At 70.7% G+C, this 15,161-nt stretch carries 19 protein-coding genes; 10 read left to right on the top strand and 9 right to left on the bottom strand.

The genetic code is table 11. The features are described from left to right. Positions 1-169: 169 nt before the first annotated feature. From OV427_RS02535 to OV427_RS02510, 6 genes are all read left to right on the top strand, one after another. A complete protein-coding gene (locus OV427_RS02535) occupies positions 170-2,368 on the top strand; it encodes an ATP-binding protein (protein ID WP_267854521.1) in 2,199 nt (732 codons plus the stop codon). Positions 2,369-2,458: 90 nt separating this feature from the next. Then, entirely contained in the window at positions 2,459-2,818 is a 360-nt protein-coding gene (locus OV427_RS02530) for a YciI family protein (protein ID WP_267854520.1), read from the top strand. Beyond that, on the top strand, positions 2,815-3,420 hold the full coding sequence (locus tag OV427_RS02525; RefSeq protein WP_267854519.1) for a dihydrofolate reductase family protein: 606 nt from the start codon (positions 2,815-2,817) through the stop codon (positions 3,418-3,420). Before OV427_RS02530 ends, OV427_RS02525 begins: the two co-directional genes overlap by 4 nt. Positions 3,421-3,423: 3 nt before the next feature. Next, a complete protein-coding gene (locus OV427_RS02520) occupies positions 3,424-4,686 on the top strand; it encodes an RNA polymerase sigma factor (RefSeq protein ID WP_267854518.1) in 1,263 nt (420 codons plus the stop codon). Between the two features lie 151 nt (positions 4,687-4,837). Beyond that, a complete protein-coding gene (locus OV427_RS02515) occupies positions 4,838-5,083 on the top strand; it encodes a hypothetical protein (RefSeq protein ID WP_267854517.1) in 246 nt (81 codons plus the stop codon). A gap of 72 nt (positions 5,084-5,155) precedes the next feature. Beyond that, positions 5,156-6,007 (top strand): class I SAM-dependent methyltransferase, encoded by an 852-nt coding sequence (locus tag OV427_RS02510; RefSeq protein WP_267854516.1) that lies wholly within the window; start codon positions 5,156-5,158, stop codon positions 6,005-6,007. A 90-nt stretch (positions 6,008-6,097) separates the two neighbouring features. On the opposite strand, the gene OV427_RS02505 is transcribed toward OV427_RS02510, so the two are convergent. The 5 genes from OV427_RS02505 to OV427_RS02485 all read right to left on the bottom strand — a co-directional run bounded on the left by OV427_RS02505 (position 6,098) and on the right by OV427_RS02485 (position 9,311). After that, complete coding sequence (locus OV427_RS02505; RefSeq protein ID WP_267854515.1) at positions 6,098-6,574, bottom strand: SDR family oxidoreductase; 477 nt, start codon at positions 6,572-6,574, stop codon at positions 6,098-6,100. Further along, positions 6,514-6,852: an SDR family NAD(P)-dependent oxidoreductase gene (locus OV427_RS02500; RefSeq protein WP_267854514.1), complete on the bottom strand. Its 339-nt coding sequence runs from the start codon at positions 6,850-6,852 to the stop codon at positions 6,514-6,516. The genes OV427_RS02505 and OV427_RS02500 overlap by 61 nt, the downstream gene beginning before the upstream one ends. A 108-nt stretch (positions 6,853-6,960) precedes the next feature. Then, positions 6,961-7,878, bottom strand: a complete 918-nt coding sequence (locus tag OV427_RS02495; protein WP_267854513.1) for a LysR family transcriptional regulator — start codon at positions 7,876-7,878, stop codon at positions 6,961-6,963. 75 nt (positions 7,879-7,953) lie between these two features. Further along, positions 7,954-8,799, bottom strand: a complete 846-nt coding sequence (locus OV427_RS02490; RefSeq protein WP_267854512.1) for a hypothetical protein — start codon at positions 8,797-8,799, stop codon at positions 7,954-7,956. Beyond that, positions 8,796-9,311: a LysR substrate-binding domain-containing protein gene (locus OV427_RS02485; protein WP_267863344.1), complete on the bottom strand. Its 516-nt coding sequence runs from the start codon at positions 9,309-9,311 to the stop codon at positions 8,796-8,798. Before OV427_RS02485 ends, OV427_RS02490 begins: the two co-directional genes overlap by 4 nt. Between OV427_RS02485 and OV427_RS02480 the strand changes: the two genes are divergently transcribed. Next, the gene (locus tag OV427_RS02480) at positions 9,290-9,571 is read left to right on the top strand and encodes a hypothetical protein (RefSeq protein WP_267854511.1); all 282 of its coding nucleotides are present in this window, start codon (positions 9,290-9,292) and stop codon (positions 9,569-9,571) included. The genes OV427_RS02485 and OV427_RS02480 overlap by 22 nt on opposite strands. 10 nt (positions 9,572-9,581) lie before the next feature. On the opposite strand, the gene OV427_RS02475 is transcribed toward OV427_RS02480, so the two are convergent. Beyond that, positions 9,582-10,001 (bottom strand): hypothetical protein, encoded by a 420-nt coding sequence (locus tag OV427_RS02475; RefSeq protein ID WP_267854510.1) that lies wholly within the window; start codon positions 9,999-10,001, stop codon positions 9,582-9,584. A gap of 328 nt (positions 10,002-10,329) precedes the next feature. Here OV427_RS02475 and OV427_RS02470 point away from each other — a divergent pair, with 328 nt between their 5' ends. After that, positions 10,330-11,337, top strand: coding sequence for a cupin-like domain-containing protein (locus tag OV427_RS02470; RefSeq protein WP_267854509.1), 1,008 nt, complete (start codon positions 10,330-10,332; stop codon positions 11,335-11,337). An 18-nt stretch (positions 11,338-11,355) separates the two neighbouring features. On the opposite strand, the gene OV427_RS02465 is transcribed toward OV427_RS02470, so the two are convergent. Next, entirely contained in the window at positions 11,356-11,520 is a 165-nt protein-coding gene (locus tag OV427_RS02465; protein ID WP_267854508.1) for a hypothetical protein, read from the bottom strand. Between the two features lie 79 nt (positions 11,521-11,599). Between OV427_RS02465 and OV427_RS02460 the strand changes: the two genes are divergently transcribed. Continuing rightward, positions 11,600-12,628 carry a cupin-like domain-containing protein gene (locus tag OV427_RS02460; protein ID WP_267854507.1) on the top strand — a complete coding sequence of 343 codons (1,029 nt, stop codon included), beginning with the start codon at positions 11,600-11,602 and terminating at the stop codon, positions 12,626-12,628. Continuing rightward, a complete protein-coding gene (locus OV427_RS02455; RefSeq protein WP_267854506.1) occupies positions 12,625-13,491 on the top strand; it encodes a hypothetical protein in 867 nt (288 codons plus the stop codon). The genes OV427_RS02460 and OV427_RS02455 overlap by 4 nt, the downstream gene beginning before the upstream one ends. An 11-nt stretch (positions 13,492-13,502) precedes the next feature. On the opposite strand, the gene OV427_RS02450 is transcribed toward OV427_RS02455, so the two are convergent. Both OV427_RS02450 and OV427_RS02445 read right to left on the bottom strand, forming a co-directional pair. Continuing rightward, positions 13,503-13,877, bottom strand: coding sequence for a hypothetical protein (locus tag OV427_RS02450; protein WP_267854505.1), 375 nt, complete (start codon positions 13,875-13,877; stop codon positions 13,503-13,505). Positions 13,878-13,885: 8 nt separating this feature from the next. Then, entirely contained in the window at positions 13,886-15,145 is a 1,260-nt protein-coding gene (locus OV427_RS02445; protein ID WP_267854504.1) for a hypothetical protein, read from the bottom strand. Positions 15,146-15,161: the final 16 nt, after the last annotated feature.

Here is a 15,161-nt window from a genome sequence, read left to right as displayed (position 1 = left end):
CGGATGGACGTGCGCCTGCTGGGGGCCGGCTCGCGGCGGACTGTTCAACCCGTGCCAGTCTCGCTCGGGAGGGTAGGTGGAGGCTCCGAAGCCGGGCAGGATGCGCGGGGCGCCGCCGCACGGTGGCGCCGACCTCCCTCATGCTCGAGTCACTTCTGGAAGCAGGTCGATGAAGGCGCGTCCGTTACGGTTCCACCTGGCCTGGCTCGCGCTCGGGCTGCTCATCCCCCTGGTCGTCTTCACGGCGGCAGTCCTGGACCGCTTCGCCGCCTCGCAGCGCGCGGCCCGTGAGCAGGGCATGCGCGAGACGGCCCGGGCCCTGGCGCTGGCGGTGGACCGCGAATTGGGGCAGTCCATCCGCGCGCTGGAGGTCCTCTCCCACTCTGAACCCCTGTCGCGCGGCGACCTGAAGACCTTCTACGCGACGTGCAGGGCCGTCGTGCACTCGAGCCAGCCCTGGACGTCGCTGGCGCTGGTGGACGTGGACGGACGGACGCACTTCAGCACGGACCAGCCATTCGGAGAGAGCGTCTCCAGGCCGGTCGACCGTCCCTATCTGCGAAGGGTGCTGGAGACGGGACGCCCGGTCATCGCGGACTATCCCTTCAAGCGCATGCAGGGGCCGCCCACGGTGGTGGTGGCGATGCCGGTGCTCAGCGGGGAGCGCATCGCCGCCGTCCTGCTGGCGCACTACTCGATGCGGCACTTCGACAAGCTCTGGACCGAGCAGCGCATCCCCACGGATTGGGTCGGCACGCTGGTGGACGAAGAGGGCGTCATCCTCTCGCGCAGCCGCGCCGCGGACCGCTTCGTCGGTACGACGGCGCCCGCGGCGTTCATCGAGAGCATGCACGCGGCCGGGAGTGAGGGCTTCTTCCCCTCGGTGACGGCGGACGGCATGAAGGCCTACTCGGCGGTGGCGCGCTCGCAGGTGGTGCCCTGGACCATGGTCTTCTCCGCGCCGCGGGCCATCTTCTCGGCTCCCATGGAGCGCTCGTTCCTCGCGCTGCTGGTGGCAGGGCTGGTGTGCTGTGCCGTCGCCGCGGGCTGGGCAACGCTGATGGGGCGTCGCATCACCCACCCACTTCGAGCCCTGGCCCGCGCGGCGACGGACAGCGCGGCGACCCCCGCTGCCTTCACGCGCATGCCCACCACCGGCATCTCCGAATTGGAGGAGGTGAGGGTGGCGCTCGCGCGCACCACTGCGCTGGTGGCCGAGCGGGAGGAGGCCCTGCGCGCGAAGATGCGCGAGGCCGAGGCCGCGCGCGCCGAGGCCGAGGCCACCAACCGCGCCAAGGACCAGTTCCTGGCCATGTTGGGGCACGAGCTGCGCAACCCCCTGTCCGCCATCACCAGCGGCGTGAAGGTGCTCTCCATCGCCCGCGACGACGCGCGCCGCGAGCGGACCCGGGCGCTGGTGGAGCGGCAGGCCTTCCACCTGGCCCGGCTGGTGGATGACCTGCTCGACGTGGCCCGCGTCAGCAGCGGCCGCATCACCCTTCAGAAGGGCACCATGGACCTGGGCGAGTGCGTGCACCGCGCCGTCGCCGCGCTCGAGTCCTCCGGGAGGACGCAGTCACACCAGCTCGACGTGAAGGCCGGGCCGGCGGTGATGGAAGGCGATGAGAACCGCCTCGTCCAGGTGGTCACCAACCTGGTGTCCAACGCCCTCAAGTACACGCCGGACGGAGGCCGCGTCACCGTGCGCACGCACGTGGAGGCGGAGCACGTGGTGCTGGAGGTCTCCGACTCCGGCGTGGGCCTGCCGCCGGAGGTGCTGCCGCGCGTCTTCGATTTGTTCTTCCAGGCGGACCGCACCCTGGACCGCTCACAGGGTGGACTGGGCGTGGGGCTCACTCTGGTGAAGCGCCTGGTGGAGCTGCACGGCGGCACCGTGGAGGCGCGCAGCGAGGGCGCCTCGAGCGGGAGCACCTTCACGGTGCGCCTGCCGCGGGGCGGGGTGGCGGAGGCGCCGCAGCCGAGGGCCGGTGCGGCGGGCCCCGGTGTTGCGCGCCGCATCCTGCTGGTGGAGGACCACGCCGACAGCCGACAGTTGGTGCGCGAGCTGCTGGAGGCGGATGGCCACACGGTCCACGAGGCGGAGGACGGCCCGTCTGGACTGGAGAAGGCGCGCGAGCTGCGGCCCGACGTCGTCCTCCTGGACATCGGCCTGCCGGGGCTGGACGGCTACTCGGTGGCCCGGGCGCTGCGTGCGTCCGCCGAGACCGGGCACGGGCCGCGGCTCATTGCCCTGACGGGCTACGGCCTGAAGGAGGACCGGGCTCGCGCCATCCAGGCCGGCTTCGACGAGCACGTGGTGAAGCCCGTGGACATCGTCCGGCTGCGCGAGGTGCTCTCGGCGACCTGAGTGGCTGAAAATAGATGTCCGGAGGCTGTCCGCTCACACGTTGAGGGCCTGAAAGCACCCGACAGTGGGTGCGACACAGGAGGTCATTCCATGAGTGGGTTCATCTATCTATTCCGGACCACCGAGGCGGACCAGCGCGAGGCCATGGGAACGCCCGAGCGCGCGCAGCGGAGCATGCAGGCATGGCTGGCGTGGATACGCGAGCTGGAAGCCAAGGGGCACCTGAAAGACCCCGGGCAGCCGCTCGAGCGCTCGGGCGCGGTGGTCCGTGGGAAGAAGAAGGTGGTCACCGACGGGCCCTACGCCGAGTCCAAGGACCTGGTCCTGGGCTTCATCGTCGTCGAGGCGAAGAACCTGGAGCAGGCCGTGGAGCTGTCGAAGGGCTGCCCCATGTTGGAGGGCGCCGGCTCCGTGGAAGTGCGCCCGGTGATAGAGGGACCGCTGTCATGAGCACGCGACGCATCGTGGTGTTCAACCGCGTGTCGGCGGACGGGTACTTCGCTGGAGCCGATGGGGGCCTGGACTGGGCCGTGCCGGACGCGGAGATCGACAAGGGCGCCGTGGAGGCCATGCCGGGCTTCGACACCCTCCTGTTCGGGCGGCGGACGTACGAGAACTTCGAGGGCTTCTGGCCGCGTGTCCTCACCGAAGGCCCCACCGCGCCAGACCCGCACAGTCCTGGACGGAGCTCACCGGAGTTCCACTCGCTGGCGGTCTGGTTGAACGACGTGGCGAAGGTGGTCTTCTCCCGGAGCCGGAAGGAGGTGACGTGGAAGAACTCGCGCCTCGTCCGGGAGCTCGACCCACGAGAGGTCGAGGCCCTGAAGCGGCAGCCCGGCAAGGACATCCTCATCTTCGGGAGCGGCTCCATCGTGTCTCAGCTCACGGAGCACGGGTTGATTGACGAGTATCACTTCATCGTCAACCCCATCCTCCTCGGAAGCGGCCTGCCGATGATCAGCGGTGTGTCGAAGCGCACGCGGCTGGAGCTGCTGGAGGTGAAGCGGCATCCGGCGGGCAACGTCACGCTCCGCTACGCGCGCGCGGGTTGACCCGTGGCGACGCTGCTGGAGCTCAACGAGCACTTCTTCCGGCGCGAGTCGGGGCGGATGGTCGCCGCCCTGACGCGCATCTTCGGCGTGCACAACCTGTCGCTGGCGGAGGACGTCGTGCAGGACGCCTTCTGCCGGGCGATGGAGGCGTGGAGGGCTCGCGGCGTTCCGGAGAATCCGTCCGCGTGGCTCATGGCGGCGGCGAAGAACCGTGCGCTCGACATCGTCCGGCGAGAGCGCACGGCGCGCACCTTCGCGCCCGAGCTGGGCCGGCTGCTCGAAACGGAGTGGACGCTCGCGCCCCTGATTGACGAGGCCTTCGCCGCGAACACGATTCGCGACGAGCAGCTCCGGATGATGTTCTCGTGCTGCCATCCGCGACTGCCCGAGGAAGCGCAGCTCGCGCTCATCCTCAACATCCTGTGCGGCTTCGGCGCGAGTGAGATTTCGAGCGCGCTGCTGACGGGGCACGCGGCCATCGAGAAGCGCATCTCTCGAGGGAAGAAGGTGCTGGCGGGCGCGCGAACGCTGTTCGACCTGACGGATGCCGGGTTCGAGTCGCGCCTGTCGACCGTCAGGCGGGCGCTGTACCTGTTGTTCAACGAGGGGTACCACGGCGCCTCCGCGAAGGCCGCGGTGCGGGTCGAGCTGTGTGATGAGGCCATGCGCCTGACGGCGTTGCTGCTTGAACACCCTCCGGCCGCGACGCCCACCACGTATGCGCTCGCCGCGCTCATGTGGGTCCATGCGGCACGGCTCCCAGCGCGGATTGACCCGGCCGGGGAGCTGAGTGCGCTCGTGGACCAGGACCGGACCCACTGGGACGCTCGACGGATGGAGGAAGGGCTCGCGCTCTTCGAGCGCTCGGCGTCGGGGGAGGTGGTGACGCCGTATCACCTCGAGGCGGCGATTGCCGTGACGCACGCGAGCGCTCGCAGCCTGGAGGAAACGGACTGGCGGGCCATCGTGTCGCTGTACGACAGGCTGATGGCGCTGGCTCCGTCGCCCGTCGTTGCGCTCAACCGTGCGATTGCCATCGGAGAGCGTGACGGCGCCGAGCGTGGGCTGGAGGCGCTGCACGCCATCGCGGATTCCGAAAGGCTGGCGAGCTATCCGTTCCATCCCGCCGCGCTGGGGGAGCTGGAGCTGCGTCGCGGTCATCGGGAGGCCGCGCGGAAGCATTTCCGGACAGCGCTGAGCCTCGCGAGGAACGAGACGGAACGTCGGTTCCTGGAGAAGCGCCTGTGGAGCAGTGCGGATGTGTGACGGGGGCTCCAGGATGGTGCGATTGCGCCAATCCGGTGCGCCAGTCTGGGGCACCCGAGCCTGCTGACGGCTCGCAACCGCCCGGCCTCACGAGGGCCGGCGAATGGCATCCCAAGTGCAGACCGGGGCGTGTCCCGCTCAGGAGGCCCTCATGGTCGGTCGCGCTCCATTGCCGCTGGTTCCCTCGCTGACGCGCCTGGGTGCGCTGGTGGCCATCGCCGCCGTGACGCTCTGGTGGATGCACAACCGTCGCCGGAATGGCGCGCGGCTCGCCCGTCGGCCGGCGACGGCACAGTCCGCTGCACATGGCTCGCTGGTGCAGGTGCGGACGGAAGCTCCGGGGCAGCACGCACGCAACGGGAATCCGCGAGCGGCAGGCGTGACGGCCCAGGCGTGAGTGCATGGGCAGTGTGAGGATGGGAACCCGGCCTGTATCCTCGCCCCCAACCTGGGAGAGAGGGGCGCAGGCATGGATGACGTCGAGCGCAGGCAGCAGGAGGCGGCCCGGGCGCGGGCGGTCGAGTTCTGGCGCCGTCACGATGAGATGGAAGCGCGACTCTCCCGCCCGGTGAGTGAGCGCATGCTCGACCTCGGGCGCGTCTCGACGGGAATGCGCGTCCTGGACATCGCCTCGGGCCGAGGCGAACCGGCCCTGCCTGCTGCCCACCGGGTGGGCCCGCATGGCTGGGTGCTCGCGACCGACCTGGGGGAGGGGGTGCTGCAAATCGCCCGCGAAAGGGCGAGTCGTGAGGGCCTGAAGAACGTCGGGTTCCAGGTGGTTGATGCTGAAGCGCTCGAGGTCGGCGAGCAGTCCTTCGATGTGGCGACGTTGCGCTGGGGCTTGATGTACATGCGCGAGCCAGAGCGGGCCCTCCAGTCCATCCACCACGCGCTGAAGCCCGGTGGCGTGCTCGTCATCGCCTCGTGGGCCGAGCCCGCTCGCGTTCCCTGGGCTTCGCTCGCCCGCCGGATGCTCGAGCGCTATCGAGACGTCCCGCTGCCCATCTCAGGCTCCGACGGTCCAGGGGTGTTTCGTCACGCGGACCGCGCCAGCCTGGACGCGGTCTTGCAACGCAATGGCTTCTCCACGGAGGCGGTGGAGGAACTGGACATTCCCGTCGTGGAAGCCAGCGATGGACACGGCATCGTGGCCTGGATTCGAGAGCTGGGCGGGCCCCTGGTGAAGCTCGTCGACGAAATGCCCGAGCACCTGCAGCGAGCGTGGGAGGCGGACATCCGCGCCGACGTGGAGAAGCACCGCGTTGGAGAGAAGGTCACCCTGGGGGGCGTCACGAGAATCACCGTGTCACGCCGTTCCTGAGAGCACTCGCGGCCAGCTCGCGGTGCGCTGAAGTTGGCGCACCGCTCTGAGCGGCTCGGCATTTGCGCTACAAGGTCAAGCCAGTGACGTTCAGACCTGGGCCTGGCCGCCATCGGCGAAGAGCTCGGAGCCGTTGACGAAGCTCGAGTCGTCGGAGGCCAGGAAGACCGCCGCCTTGGCGATTTCATCGGCCTCACCCACCCGGCCCATCGGAACCTGGGAGGCAAGCATGTCGAGCAGGCCCTGCTGCTGCGCGGCGTCCGGCCCGGCGAGGTTGACCAGGCCTGGCGTGCGCGTCGAGCCAGGGCTCAGCACGTTGATGCGGATGCTCCGGTCCTCGAGGTCCAGAATCCAGTTGCGCGCGAAGCTGCGGACCGCCGCCTTGGTCGCGGCATAGACGCTGAAGGCCGGGGTTCCCACGGTGGCCGCGGTCGAGCCGGTCAGGATGACCGAGGCCCCCTTGGCCAGCAGCGGCAGCGCCTTCTGGACCGTGAAGAGCACGCCCTTCACGTTGCGGCCGAACGTATCGTCGAACTGCTCCTCGGTGATGGCGCCGAGCGGCAGCATCGAGCCGCCACCGCGTTGGCGAAGAGCACGTCGATGCGGCCCTTCTCCTCGCGCACCCGGGCGAACAGCCGGTCGAGGTCCGGAAGGCTCGCTGCATCGGCGCGCACGCCCGTGGCGCTCTTGCCGAGTGACGCGACGGCCGCGTCGAGCTCCGCCTGGCGGCGGCCGGTGATGTACACGTGCGCGCCCTCGGCGATGAACCGCCGGGCGGCTGCGAGGCCGATGCCGCTGTTCGCGCCGGTGATGACGGCCACTTTTCCTTCGAGCTTGCGTGACATGTGAATCTCCTGAGGTGTGGAGACTCATGTAACCGGGGTGCGCAGGCCTCCGAAACGTCAATGACTGCAAGCCATCATTGCAGGAATGCAAAGGCCGCGGAGTTCGGGTCAGCGCGGCCAGCGCCACGTGGGCTTGGAGAGGTGCTCCGCGAAGAAGGTGGCGAGCGCTTCGACCTTGGCCGGGCGCACACCCGCGGCGGGCGTGACGAAATAGAGGCCGCCGGTGGGCAGCGGCCAGTCCTTCAGGAGCACCTCCATCCTCCCGTCGTGGAGGTACTCACTCGCGATGAAGTCGGGCAGCTCGGCAATGGCGAGACCCGCGAGCACGGTGGGCACCAGGGCATCCGCGTTGGTGACGCTGAGCCGGCCGGCAGGGGTGAGGGTCTCCTCCCTGCCCGCGGCATTGACGAACCGCCAGGCTTCGCTCCGCGCACGGTAGACGTAGCCAAGGCAATCCCGGTCCATCAGGTCGCGAGGGTGCTTCGGCCGGCCGTGCCGCTCCAGGTAGCGCGGCGCCGCGACGATGAAGCGTGAGACGGGACAGAGTCGCCGCGCGACCAGCGACGGGTCCAGCTGCGCGGATATCCGCAGCGCCGCGTCGAAGCCCTGTCCCACCAGCTCCACGACCGCGTCCGAGAGGTGGAGATCCACCGACACCTCCGGATAGGCACGGAGGAACTTCGGCATCAGCGGCGCCACCCAGCGCAGCCCGAAGGACATGGGCACCGCCAGGCGGATGAGACCGCGCGGCTGAGCAGACTGCTCCCGCGCCGCGTGTTCCATGGCCTCCGCATCGAGATAGAGGCGGCTGGCGCTCTCCGCCAACGTCCGCCCGAACGCCGTCAGCGCCAGTTGCCGCGAGGTGCGGTTGAAGAGCCGCGCGCCAAGCCGTTTCTCCAGCCGGCTGACGCCACGCGATACGGTCGCTACGGACACGCCCATGGCTCGCGCGGCCCCCGCGAACGAGCGCTCCTCGGCCACCTTGGCGAACATCGCCAGCCCTTCGAAATCCGGCAGTTTCGACATCGGCAATCCTGCGACGATGCGTCGCGGACCTTTCTGATTCCCAATCGAGGCGCGCGGGGGCGTCACTCTCCACGCTCACGGCGGCGGAGGCGCGAGAGCGCGGAAGCCCTCCGCGATGGCGATGCCAATGTTGGTCAGCAAATCCTGCCGCGCGTTGACCACATACAGGTGTGGCGTGAGTGCCCAGACCTCGCGCAGCACGCGCCGGGGCGGGGGAGGCGGCTGGGTGCTCAGCTCGGCCTGGAGCAGCGGCAGCACCTTGTCGGAGAGCCGCAGCGCGGTGTCCATGACGAAGATGGCCAGGTGCGGGCGCAGCGCCCGCACGCGCCGGAAGAAGGCGCCCACCTCGTCGGGCGCCAGGTGCTTGGGCGGCGAGGACTTCATCTCCAGGTACAACAGCCGCCCCTCCGCTGCCGCCACCACGTCCAGGTCTCCACCCACGTCGGGTGCGTGGAACTTCACGCCCACGGCCACGTCGAAGCCGAGCCGCACGCGCAGCTCGCGCGCCACGTACCACTCCAGCGTGCCGCCGAAGCTGGCGGCGGGCCAGGTCAGGCTGTAGCGCCCCGCGTCCTCCCGCGCCGCGAGCCCGAGCGACACCAGGTCCTCGGCGAACGCGGCCGCCTGGGGCTCCTCCAGGTACTTCGTCGCCTCGGCGGGCTGGAACGGGCCACGCCGCAGGATGGCGCCGCGCAGGAAGAGGCGGAACGCGTAGTGGCCGAGCCGCTCGACCAGTCGCTCCATGCGCTCCGGCTCCAAATCCGTGGGGAAGGGGAGGTCCAGCGGGGCCACCGTGGGCTGGAAGCCCCGGCGCACCAGCATGGCGAGCGCTTCACTCCCCGGAGCCAGCAGCTGCCGGGGAGGGGGCGGCGCTTCCGCCGCGCTCAGCTCCAGATCACGGGCCGTCGGAAGGTCCTTCATTCCGCAACTCTAGCTCGTCCCCCGCGCTTGCGCAGGCCAGGTGCGTTGGAGCCCGCCGCCTCGGTAATCACCCGCCGCAGCCACGGGTGGGCGGCATCGTGCTGCACGCGCTCGTGCCACAGCTGGCTCACCGTGAAGCCCGCGACCCCCATCGGCGCGCGCAGCAGCTCCAATCCGAAAGCGGACGCCAATCGCTGCGCCACGCGCTCCGGCGCCATCAGGAGCAGGTCCGTGGAGGCCACGACGAAGGGAGCCAGGAGGAAGTGCGGGACGGCCACCACCACCCGCCGCGACTTGCCCATCCGGCCCAGTGTCTCGTCCACGATGCTGCCCGTGCCGCCCCACGGTGCCACGCTGACGTGGCCGTGTTCCAGGTAGCGCGCCAGGGTGAGCCGCCCGCCCGTCACCGGGTGGCCTCGCCGGGCCACGCAGACGAAGCGCTCGCGGAAGAGGGCCTGGACGCGGAAGGCCGCACAACCTCGGAGACGCCATGAACGCCATCCGCACCGCAGCCCTCGCCGCCGAGCCGCCCAGCATCGTCGGCCAGTGGAAGTCCACGCAGTGCGAGGTCCGCCCCGGCGGCAACGGGCAGAAGTTCTACGTGAGCTGCTCGGCGGTGTTCTCGTTCAACCAGTGTCCGTGGGAGCTGGACCTCGTGAAGGTGGTGGGCAACGAGCTGTTCTTCGGCGCCCGCCCGGCCGAAGGCGGCTGCAACCCCGACGCGAAGCACCTGCCCTCGGAGCTCCAGGTGCCGCTGAAGCGCGTGAAGTGAGACGCCGCGCTCAGTGCACGTAGACGGGGCAGTAGCGCAGCATTTCCTGCACGGGGGGTTGGCAGAGCTGCACCCCGCGAGAGGTGTCGATGAACGACTTCCGCCGCGCCTCGAGGTAGCACCCGGCGGGGTCGTCCTCGGGGGTGGCGAACTGGCAGAGCTGCAAGGCCTGTCCCTCCGTCAGCGAGCCCTCGTCCTGCACCCGCAGGAAGCACCTGGCGGGAGCAGTCGAGCGGGCACCCCGGCAGAGCTGGGTGGCCGCGTACTCGTCCGTCAGCCCTTCCTCCAGCGCCAGCTGATAGCAGGTGAGCTGCGGCGCCTGCTCGCGCGCCTGGGCACTCCCCGGAGCGCCAGCCACGAGGAGGAAGGCGAGCACCGCCGTGCCAGCCGCATGACGGAAGAGCCGGGACGTACCGCTGCCTGTCTTCATTCGGAGGCCTCCGCCGCAAATCTAGGTGTCCGTCCTCCAACGAACCGGTGCAGCGGTGCGGGCCCGGTCCGAGTCAGGCCGGCCAGCGCGGGGCCCGGCCGGCCGCCTCCCCGCGCTCGGGACCGCTTCGCGGCGCATCGGACGCGGCCCCGGGTTCAGTTGCACTTCAATGGCAGGTGTGTCCCAGTAGATCCCCAGCGTCGCCGTGGACTCCAGGAGCAACATCCAGGTGGCCGCCCGCTTCGCGGGCTCGTTCGACGCAGACCCGCCCCCGGGTGCGTTGTAGAGTTCGCGCACTGTTCCCGGCTGGCGCGAGCGGGGAGGATGCATGGGCGACGTGGAATCGGACCTGGCCCCCGAGTGGCGGGCCTGGCTGGCGGAGAACCTGGTGCTGGGCGTGGAGCCGGAGACGCTGGAGCGCACGTTGCTCCAGGCTGGCATTGCCCCCGAGCGCGCGCGGTCCGGGGTGGCGTCCGTCCTCCAGCACCCGGCGGTGGAGCAGGGGCGTCGTCGCGCGGAAGGGCACGGAAGGCTCCGTGCGCTCCTCGACGCGCGCGTGGCGCTTCACCGGCAGTCAGGGTGGCACCAGCGCCTGGCGCGTCGGCGCGGCGTGTCCTCGCGCGAATTGATGGAGCGCTACTACCTCGCGCACCGGCCCGTCATCCTGGAGGACTTCATGGATGGCTGGCCCGTCCTGGAGCGCTGGCGGCCCGAGGTGCTGGCACAGCGCTTCGGTGACGTGGAGGTGGAGGTGATGGCGGGCCGCGAGTCCCGCGCGGACCACGACCTGGAGCCGGATGCCTGCCGCACGGTGATGCGCTTCGGGGAGTTCATCCGCCGGCTGCTGGAGGGCGGCCCCTCCAATGATTTGTACCTCACGGCGCGCAACTTCGCGCTGGAGCGTCAGGAATTGCGCGCGCTGATGGAGGACTTGCGCTACCCCCCGGGCGTGCTGCGCCAGACGGAGCTCGTCGGGGCGGTGAAGCTCTGGGTGGGGCCGGAGGGCACCCGGACGGCGCTGCACCACGACCTGGGCACCGTCTTCTTCGGGCAGATTCACGGCCGCAAGCGCTTCCGGCTCATTCCCTCGTTCCAGACGCACCACCTGTACAGCCACCGGAGCGTGTGGAGCCAGGTGGACGCGGATGCTCCGGACCTGGCGCGCTTCCCCGCGTACCGGGAGGCGGACGTGCTGGAGGCGGTGGTGGGGCCCGGGGAGATGTTGCTCATCCCCGCGGGCTGGTGGCACCAGGTGCTCTCGCTCGACGTCAGCGTGTCCGTCACCTTCCAGGAGTTCGACGTCCCCGGAGGCAACACCTGGTGGAGGCTGCGGTGAGGCGCCGAAGCGCGGCGCTCACTTCTTCAGCGGCGGCGTGGTGGGCGGCGGCGTCGGGCGGGTTCGCTCGGTGGCCGGACTCGGGTGGCTGGCCGGGTTGGGGACAATCGGCTCCCGGCGGATGGTGGGTGGGTTGGGGGGCGGGTTCGGCACGATCTTCGTTTGCGGCTCGGGGGGGGCCATCGGGGTCTCCAGCGCGACCGAGGGGGTTGCCGCGATGGTATACCGCACCCCGCGTGTGATGCGGCCGGATGAGAGCTCCTTGCACCAGCGGCGTGCGTGGATCGCGGAGAACCTGACGCGCGGCGTGTCCCCGCGCCGCCTCGTCACGCGCCTATGCGAGTCCGGACTCGCGCCGGAGCAGGCCCTCGCGGAGGTGGAGTCCGTCGCGGCGCATCCCGCCGTCGTCCAGGCGCGAGCACGGCCCCCCCGGCACCGCGAGCTGGAGGCGCTGCTGGAGGCGAGGGCCACGCTCTACCGTCAGGAGCACTCCGCGGACGGAGCGCCTCGCGTGGAGCGGAGGTGGGGCCTGTCGCCGGAGGAGTTCTTCGCGCGCTACTACCACCGCAACCGTCCCGTCATCATCGAGGGGCTGATGGCGGACTGGCCCGCCCTGACGCGCTGGTCGCCGGAGTGGCTCGCGGAGCGTTTCGGCGGCGAGCCCGTGGAGGTGATGGCGGGGCGCGAGTCGGACGCGGACCCGGACTTCAACGCGGAGCGGCTGCGGCGCTCCCTGCCGCTGCGCGAGCTGGTGGCCCGCATGCGCGAGGGCGGTGAGACGAACGACGTGTACCTCGTGGCGCGCAACAGCCTGTTGCTGCGTGAGGCCTTCCGGCCGTTGCTGGCGGACCTCCGCGCTCCGGCCGGGTACATCCAGCCCGACCTCACCGTGCCGGACAGCGTGCACCTGTGGTTCGGCCCGGCGGGTACGCTGTCCAACCTGCACCACGACCACCTCAACGTCCTCTTCTGCCAGGTGTTCGGGCGCAAGCGCTTCTGGCTGATTCCCTCCTGCGAGACGCCCTGGCTCTACAACGACCGCGGGCTCTACAGCGCGGTGGACATCCTCGCGCCGGACGTCACGCGCTTCCCGGACTTCGCCCGCGCCACGGTGCACACCTGCGAGGTGGGGCCGGGGGATGCGCTGCTCATCCCCGTGGGCTGGTGGCACGCGGTGCAGGCGCTGGACGTGAGCCTCTCGGTGACCTTCGTCTGTTTCGACCGGGCCGCGCGGAATGCGGAGTGGCGGGACTATTGGATTGGGCCTCAGCCGGAGAAGGTGGAGCGATGAAGGAAGGCAGTGAGGGAGCCCAGCTCGCTCCTGAGTGGCGGCGTTGGGTGGTGGAGAACCTGCTGCGTGGTGCGGATGCTCCGGACCTCGTCGCGGTGCTGGAGGGCGCGGGCGTGGACGCGGCCCTGGCCCGGGAGGCCGTGGAGGCCGAGCTGAAGGACCCGTGCTTCGAGGGGACGCGGAAGGCGCTCGCGCTGGACCGGAAGCTCGAAGGGCTGCTGGACATGTATGGGGAGCTGTACCGACAGGCGGAGGGACATGAGCGCGTGGACCGCCATGAGTCCCTCTCCGGTGAGGAGTTCTTCGACCGCTACTACTTCCAGAACCGGCCGGTGGTGATACGGGGCTCGGTGGTGGACCCGGCGTCGGAGGAGGACTGGCGGCCGGAGCGACTCATGGCGTCAGGGGCTCGTGCCGTGTCGTTGGTGGAGCACGCCGACCTGCGCCCGCTGCTGGAGTCCCTCCGTCCCCCGGTGGCCTACGTGGTGGCGGACGCGCGCGCGGGCAGGCCGGTGCTGTCGGTGGAGGCGGAAGGGTTCCAATCGGAAGAGGGGGCGGCCCGGGAGAACGTGCTGCTCTGCCAGGTGCACGGGAGGCGGCGGCTCCGGCTCGTGCCCGCGTTCGAGTTGCGCCGGATGACGGGCGAGCCCGAGGAGAAGTCGGCCGTGCCGCGCCTGGAGGTGGAGCTGGGGCCCGGGGACCTGGCGCTGGTGTCCGTGGGCTGGTGGTTCGCCTGGCGGGTGCTGGAGGCGAGCACCTCGGTGTCCTTCTCGGCTTTCGCCGCCTCCGCGCCCAATGTGACGTGGGAGCAGGAGCCGGCACCTCCCGAGCCGACACCTCCTCCGTGGAGGAAGCGCGGCTGAAGCCGAGCGCGTCAGGCGGACTGGAGCTGCCGCACCAGCTCCCGCAGGGCAGGGGAGTCCGCTTCCCGTCCCACGCGCGGCAGCAACTCCCTCACGCAGTCCAGCCGTTCCGCCGCCTCCAGGGCCTTCAGCGCCCGGTACAGGATGACCTCCTCGGGGGGCATGCAGTGGGGGACGGCCACGGCCCCATGCAGCGGCACGCGCCCACGCCGCGCCACCAGGTCCGCGAGCACGCCGACGTCCTCCGCCTCCAGGGGAAGGGCGCCGCTGACGGCCGCCGCCTCCAGTTCGGCGAGCACCTGCATCAGTGCATCCCAGGCGAAGCCGCGCGACGGAGCCTCGCGCTCCTCCACCATCCGCCTGAGCTGTTCGCGTGTCGACGGCATGGCGCCTCCTAGCGTGTCCACAGGATGCCGAGCTCCGGCACCTGCTCCGTTCTCACGGTGATGCCGAACGCCCCCCGCGCCACGTCCACCTCCCAGAGTCGCCCATTCGCCCGCAGCGTGCCCATGACCCAGGGCATCGCCTGATTCAGGTATTCCCTCCGGAGCGATGACTCCTGCTCCAGCGCCACCGGCTGTCCGTCGGGCTCGGGCATCGGCATGTCGAGCGCGACGGCCTGGGTGCGGAAGCTCGGGTCGTACAGGTAGAGCCGGCCTCCGTCCTCCAGGAAGTTCACCGAATGTCCGTCATCCCAACCCGCGAAGAAGCAGTACCGCGAGTCCTGCCGGCCGAGCAGCTCCACGGGCTCGTCCGGGGCGAAGGGATAGCGCGCGCAGTCGTTGAACCAGCCGAGAAAGCGCGTCTGCCGTGCCGGCTCCACCTGGTTGAGCCCCGGCGCCGCCGCCACCATCGCCTCCCAGCGCACCTCGTCCGTGCTCGGGTCATGCAGCGGCACCAGGTGCAGCGTGCGTCCCTCCACCGCGACGCCCTGGCAGTTCGCGAGCTGCTGGAACAACTGGTACCAGCCGCCGCACATGCCGCCGCCCGCCAGCAGCATGTGCCGCACGGACCACGCGGGCAGGCCGTATCGCAGCCGCGTCTCCGCCAGTCCCTGGAGGATGGCGTCGCAGACGGCCTTGCGTCCCTCCAGCCCCGAGCACCACCGCGAGGACCAGCGCATGAGGGGTGCATACGCTCCGACGGGTGGAGCCCCGGGCACCCCGTGCTCCATGGGCGCGCCGCTGGTGTGGAGCTCATGCCGCGTATCCCCGAGGAACAGCCGGCGCGCGGTGCCGTGCCCGTCCGTCCACTCCGCGAACCACTGGAGCTCCAGCGCGTGCACGCCGATGCGGTTGGGCAGCGGCCGGTTGAAGGCCACCGGCTCCGCGAGCGTGCTCCACCCGGCGGTCCGCTCCAGCGTCACCGGATGCGGCCCCACCCACCGCACCGTGCCGCCCTCGCCGAGCCCCGGCCCGAAGGCGCTGAGGTCGAACGTCGTGGGCACGAAGTGGTGCGCCAGCAGCGTCACGCCCACCGACGGCCGCGAGCCCCGGACGTAGGCGATGGGTTCCTCCCTCCGGCCGCGAATCCACTCGGGCAGCGCTCCCAGCCGCGTGTCCGTGACGGGGTCCCACAGGGCAATCGCGCCGCTGGACGCGTCTCCGCGGTCGAAGTGCAGGCTGTAGACGGCCAGCGGTTCCTCGGTGTGCATTCCACCGTCCCCCTCT

It is taken from the genome of Pyxidicoccus sp. MSG2, from assembly GCF_026626705.1.
Taxonomy (GTDB): Bacteria; Myxococcota; Myxococcia; order Myxococcales; family Myxococcaceae; genus Myxococcus.
Note: the sequence above shows the minus strand (reverse complement) of the source record. Positions and strands in the feature narration are given on the sequence as shown.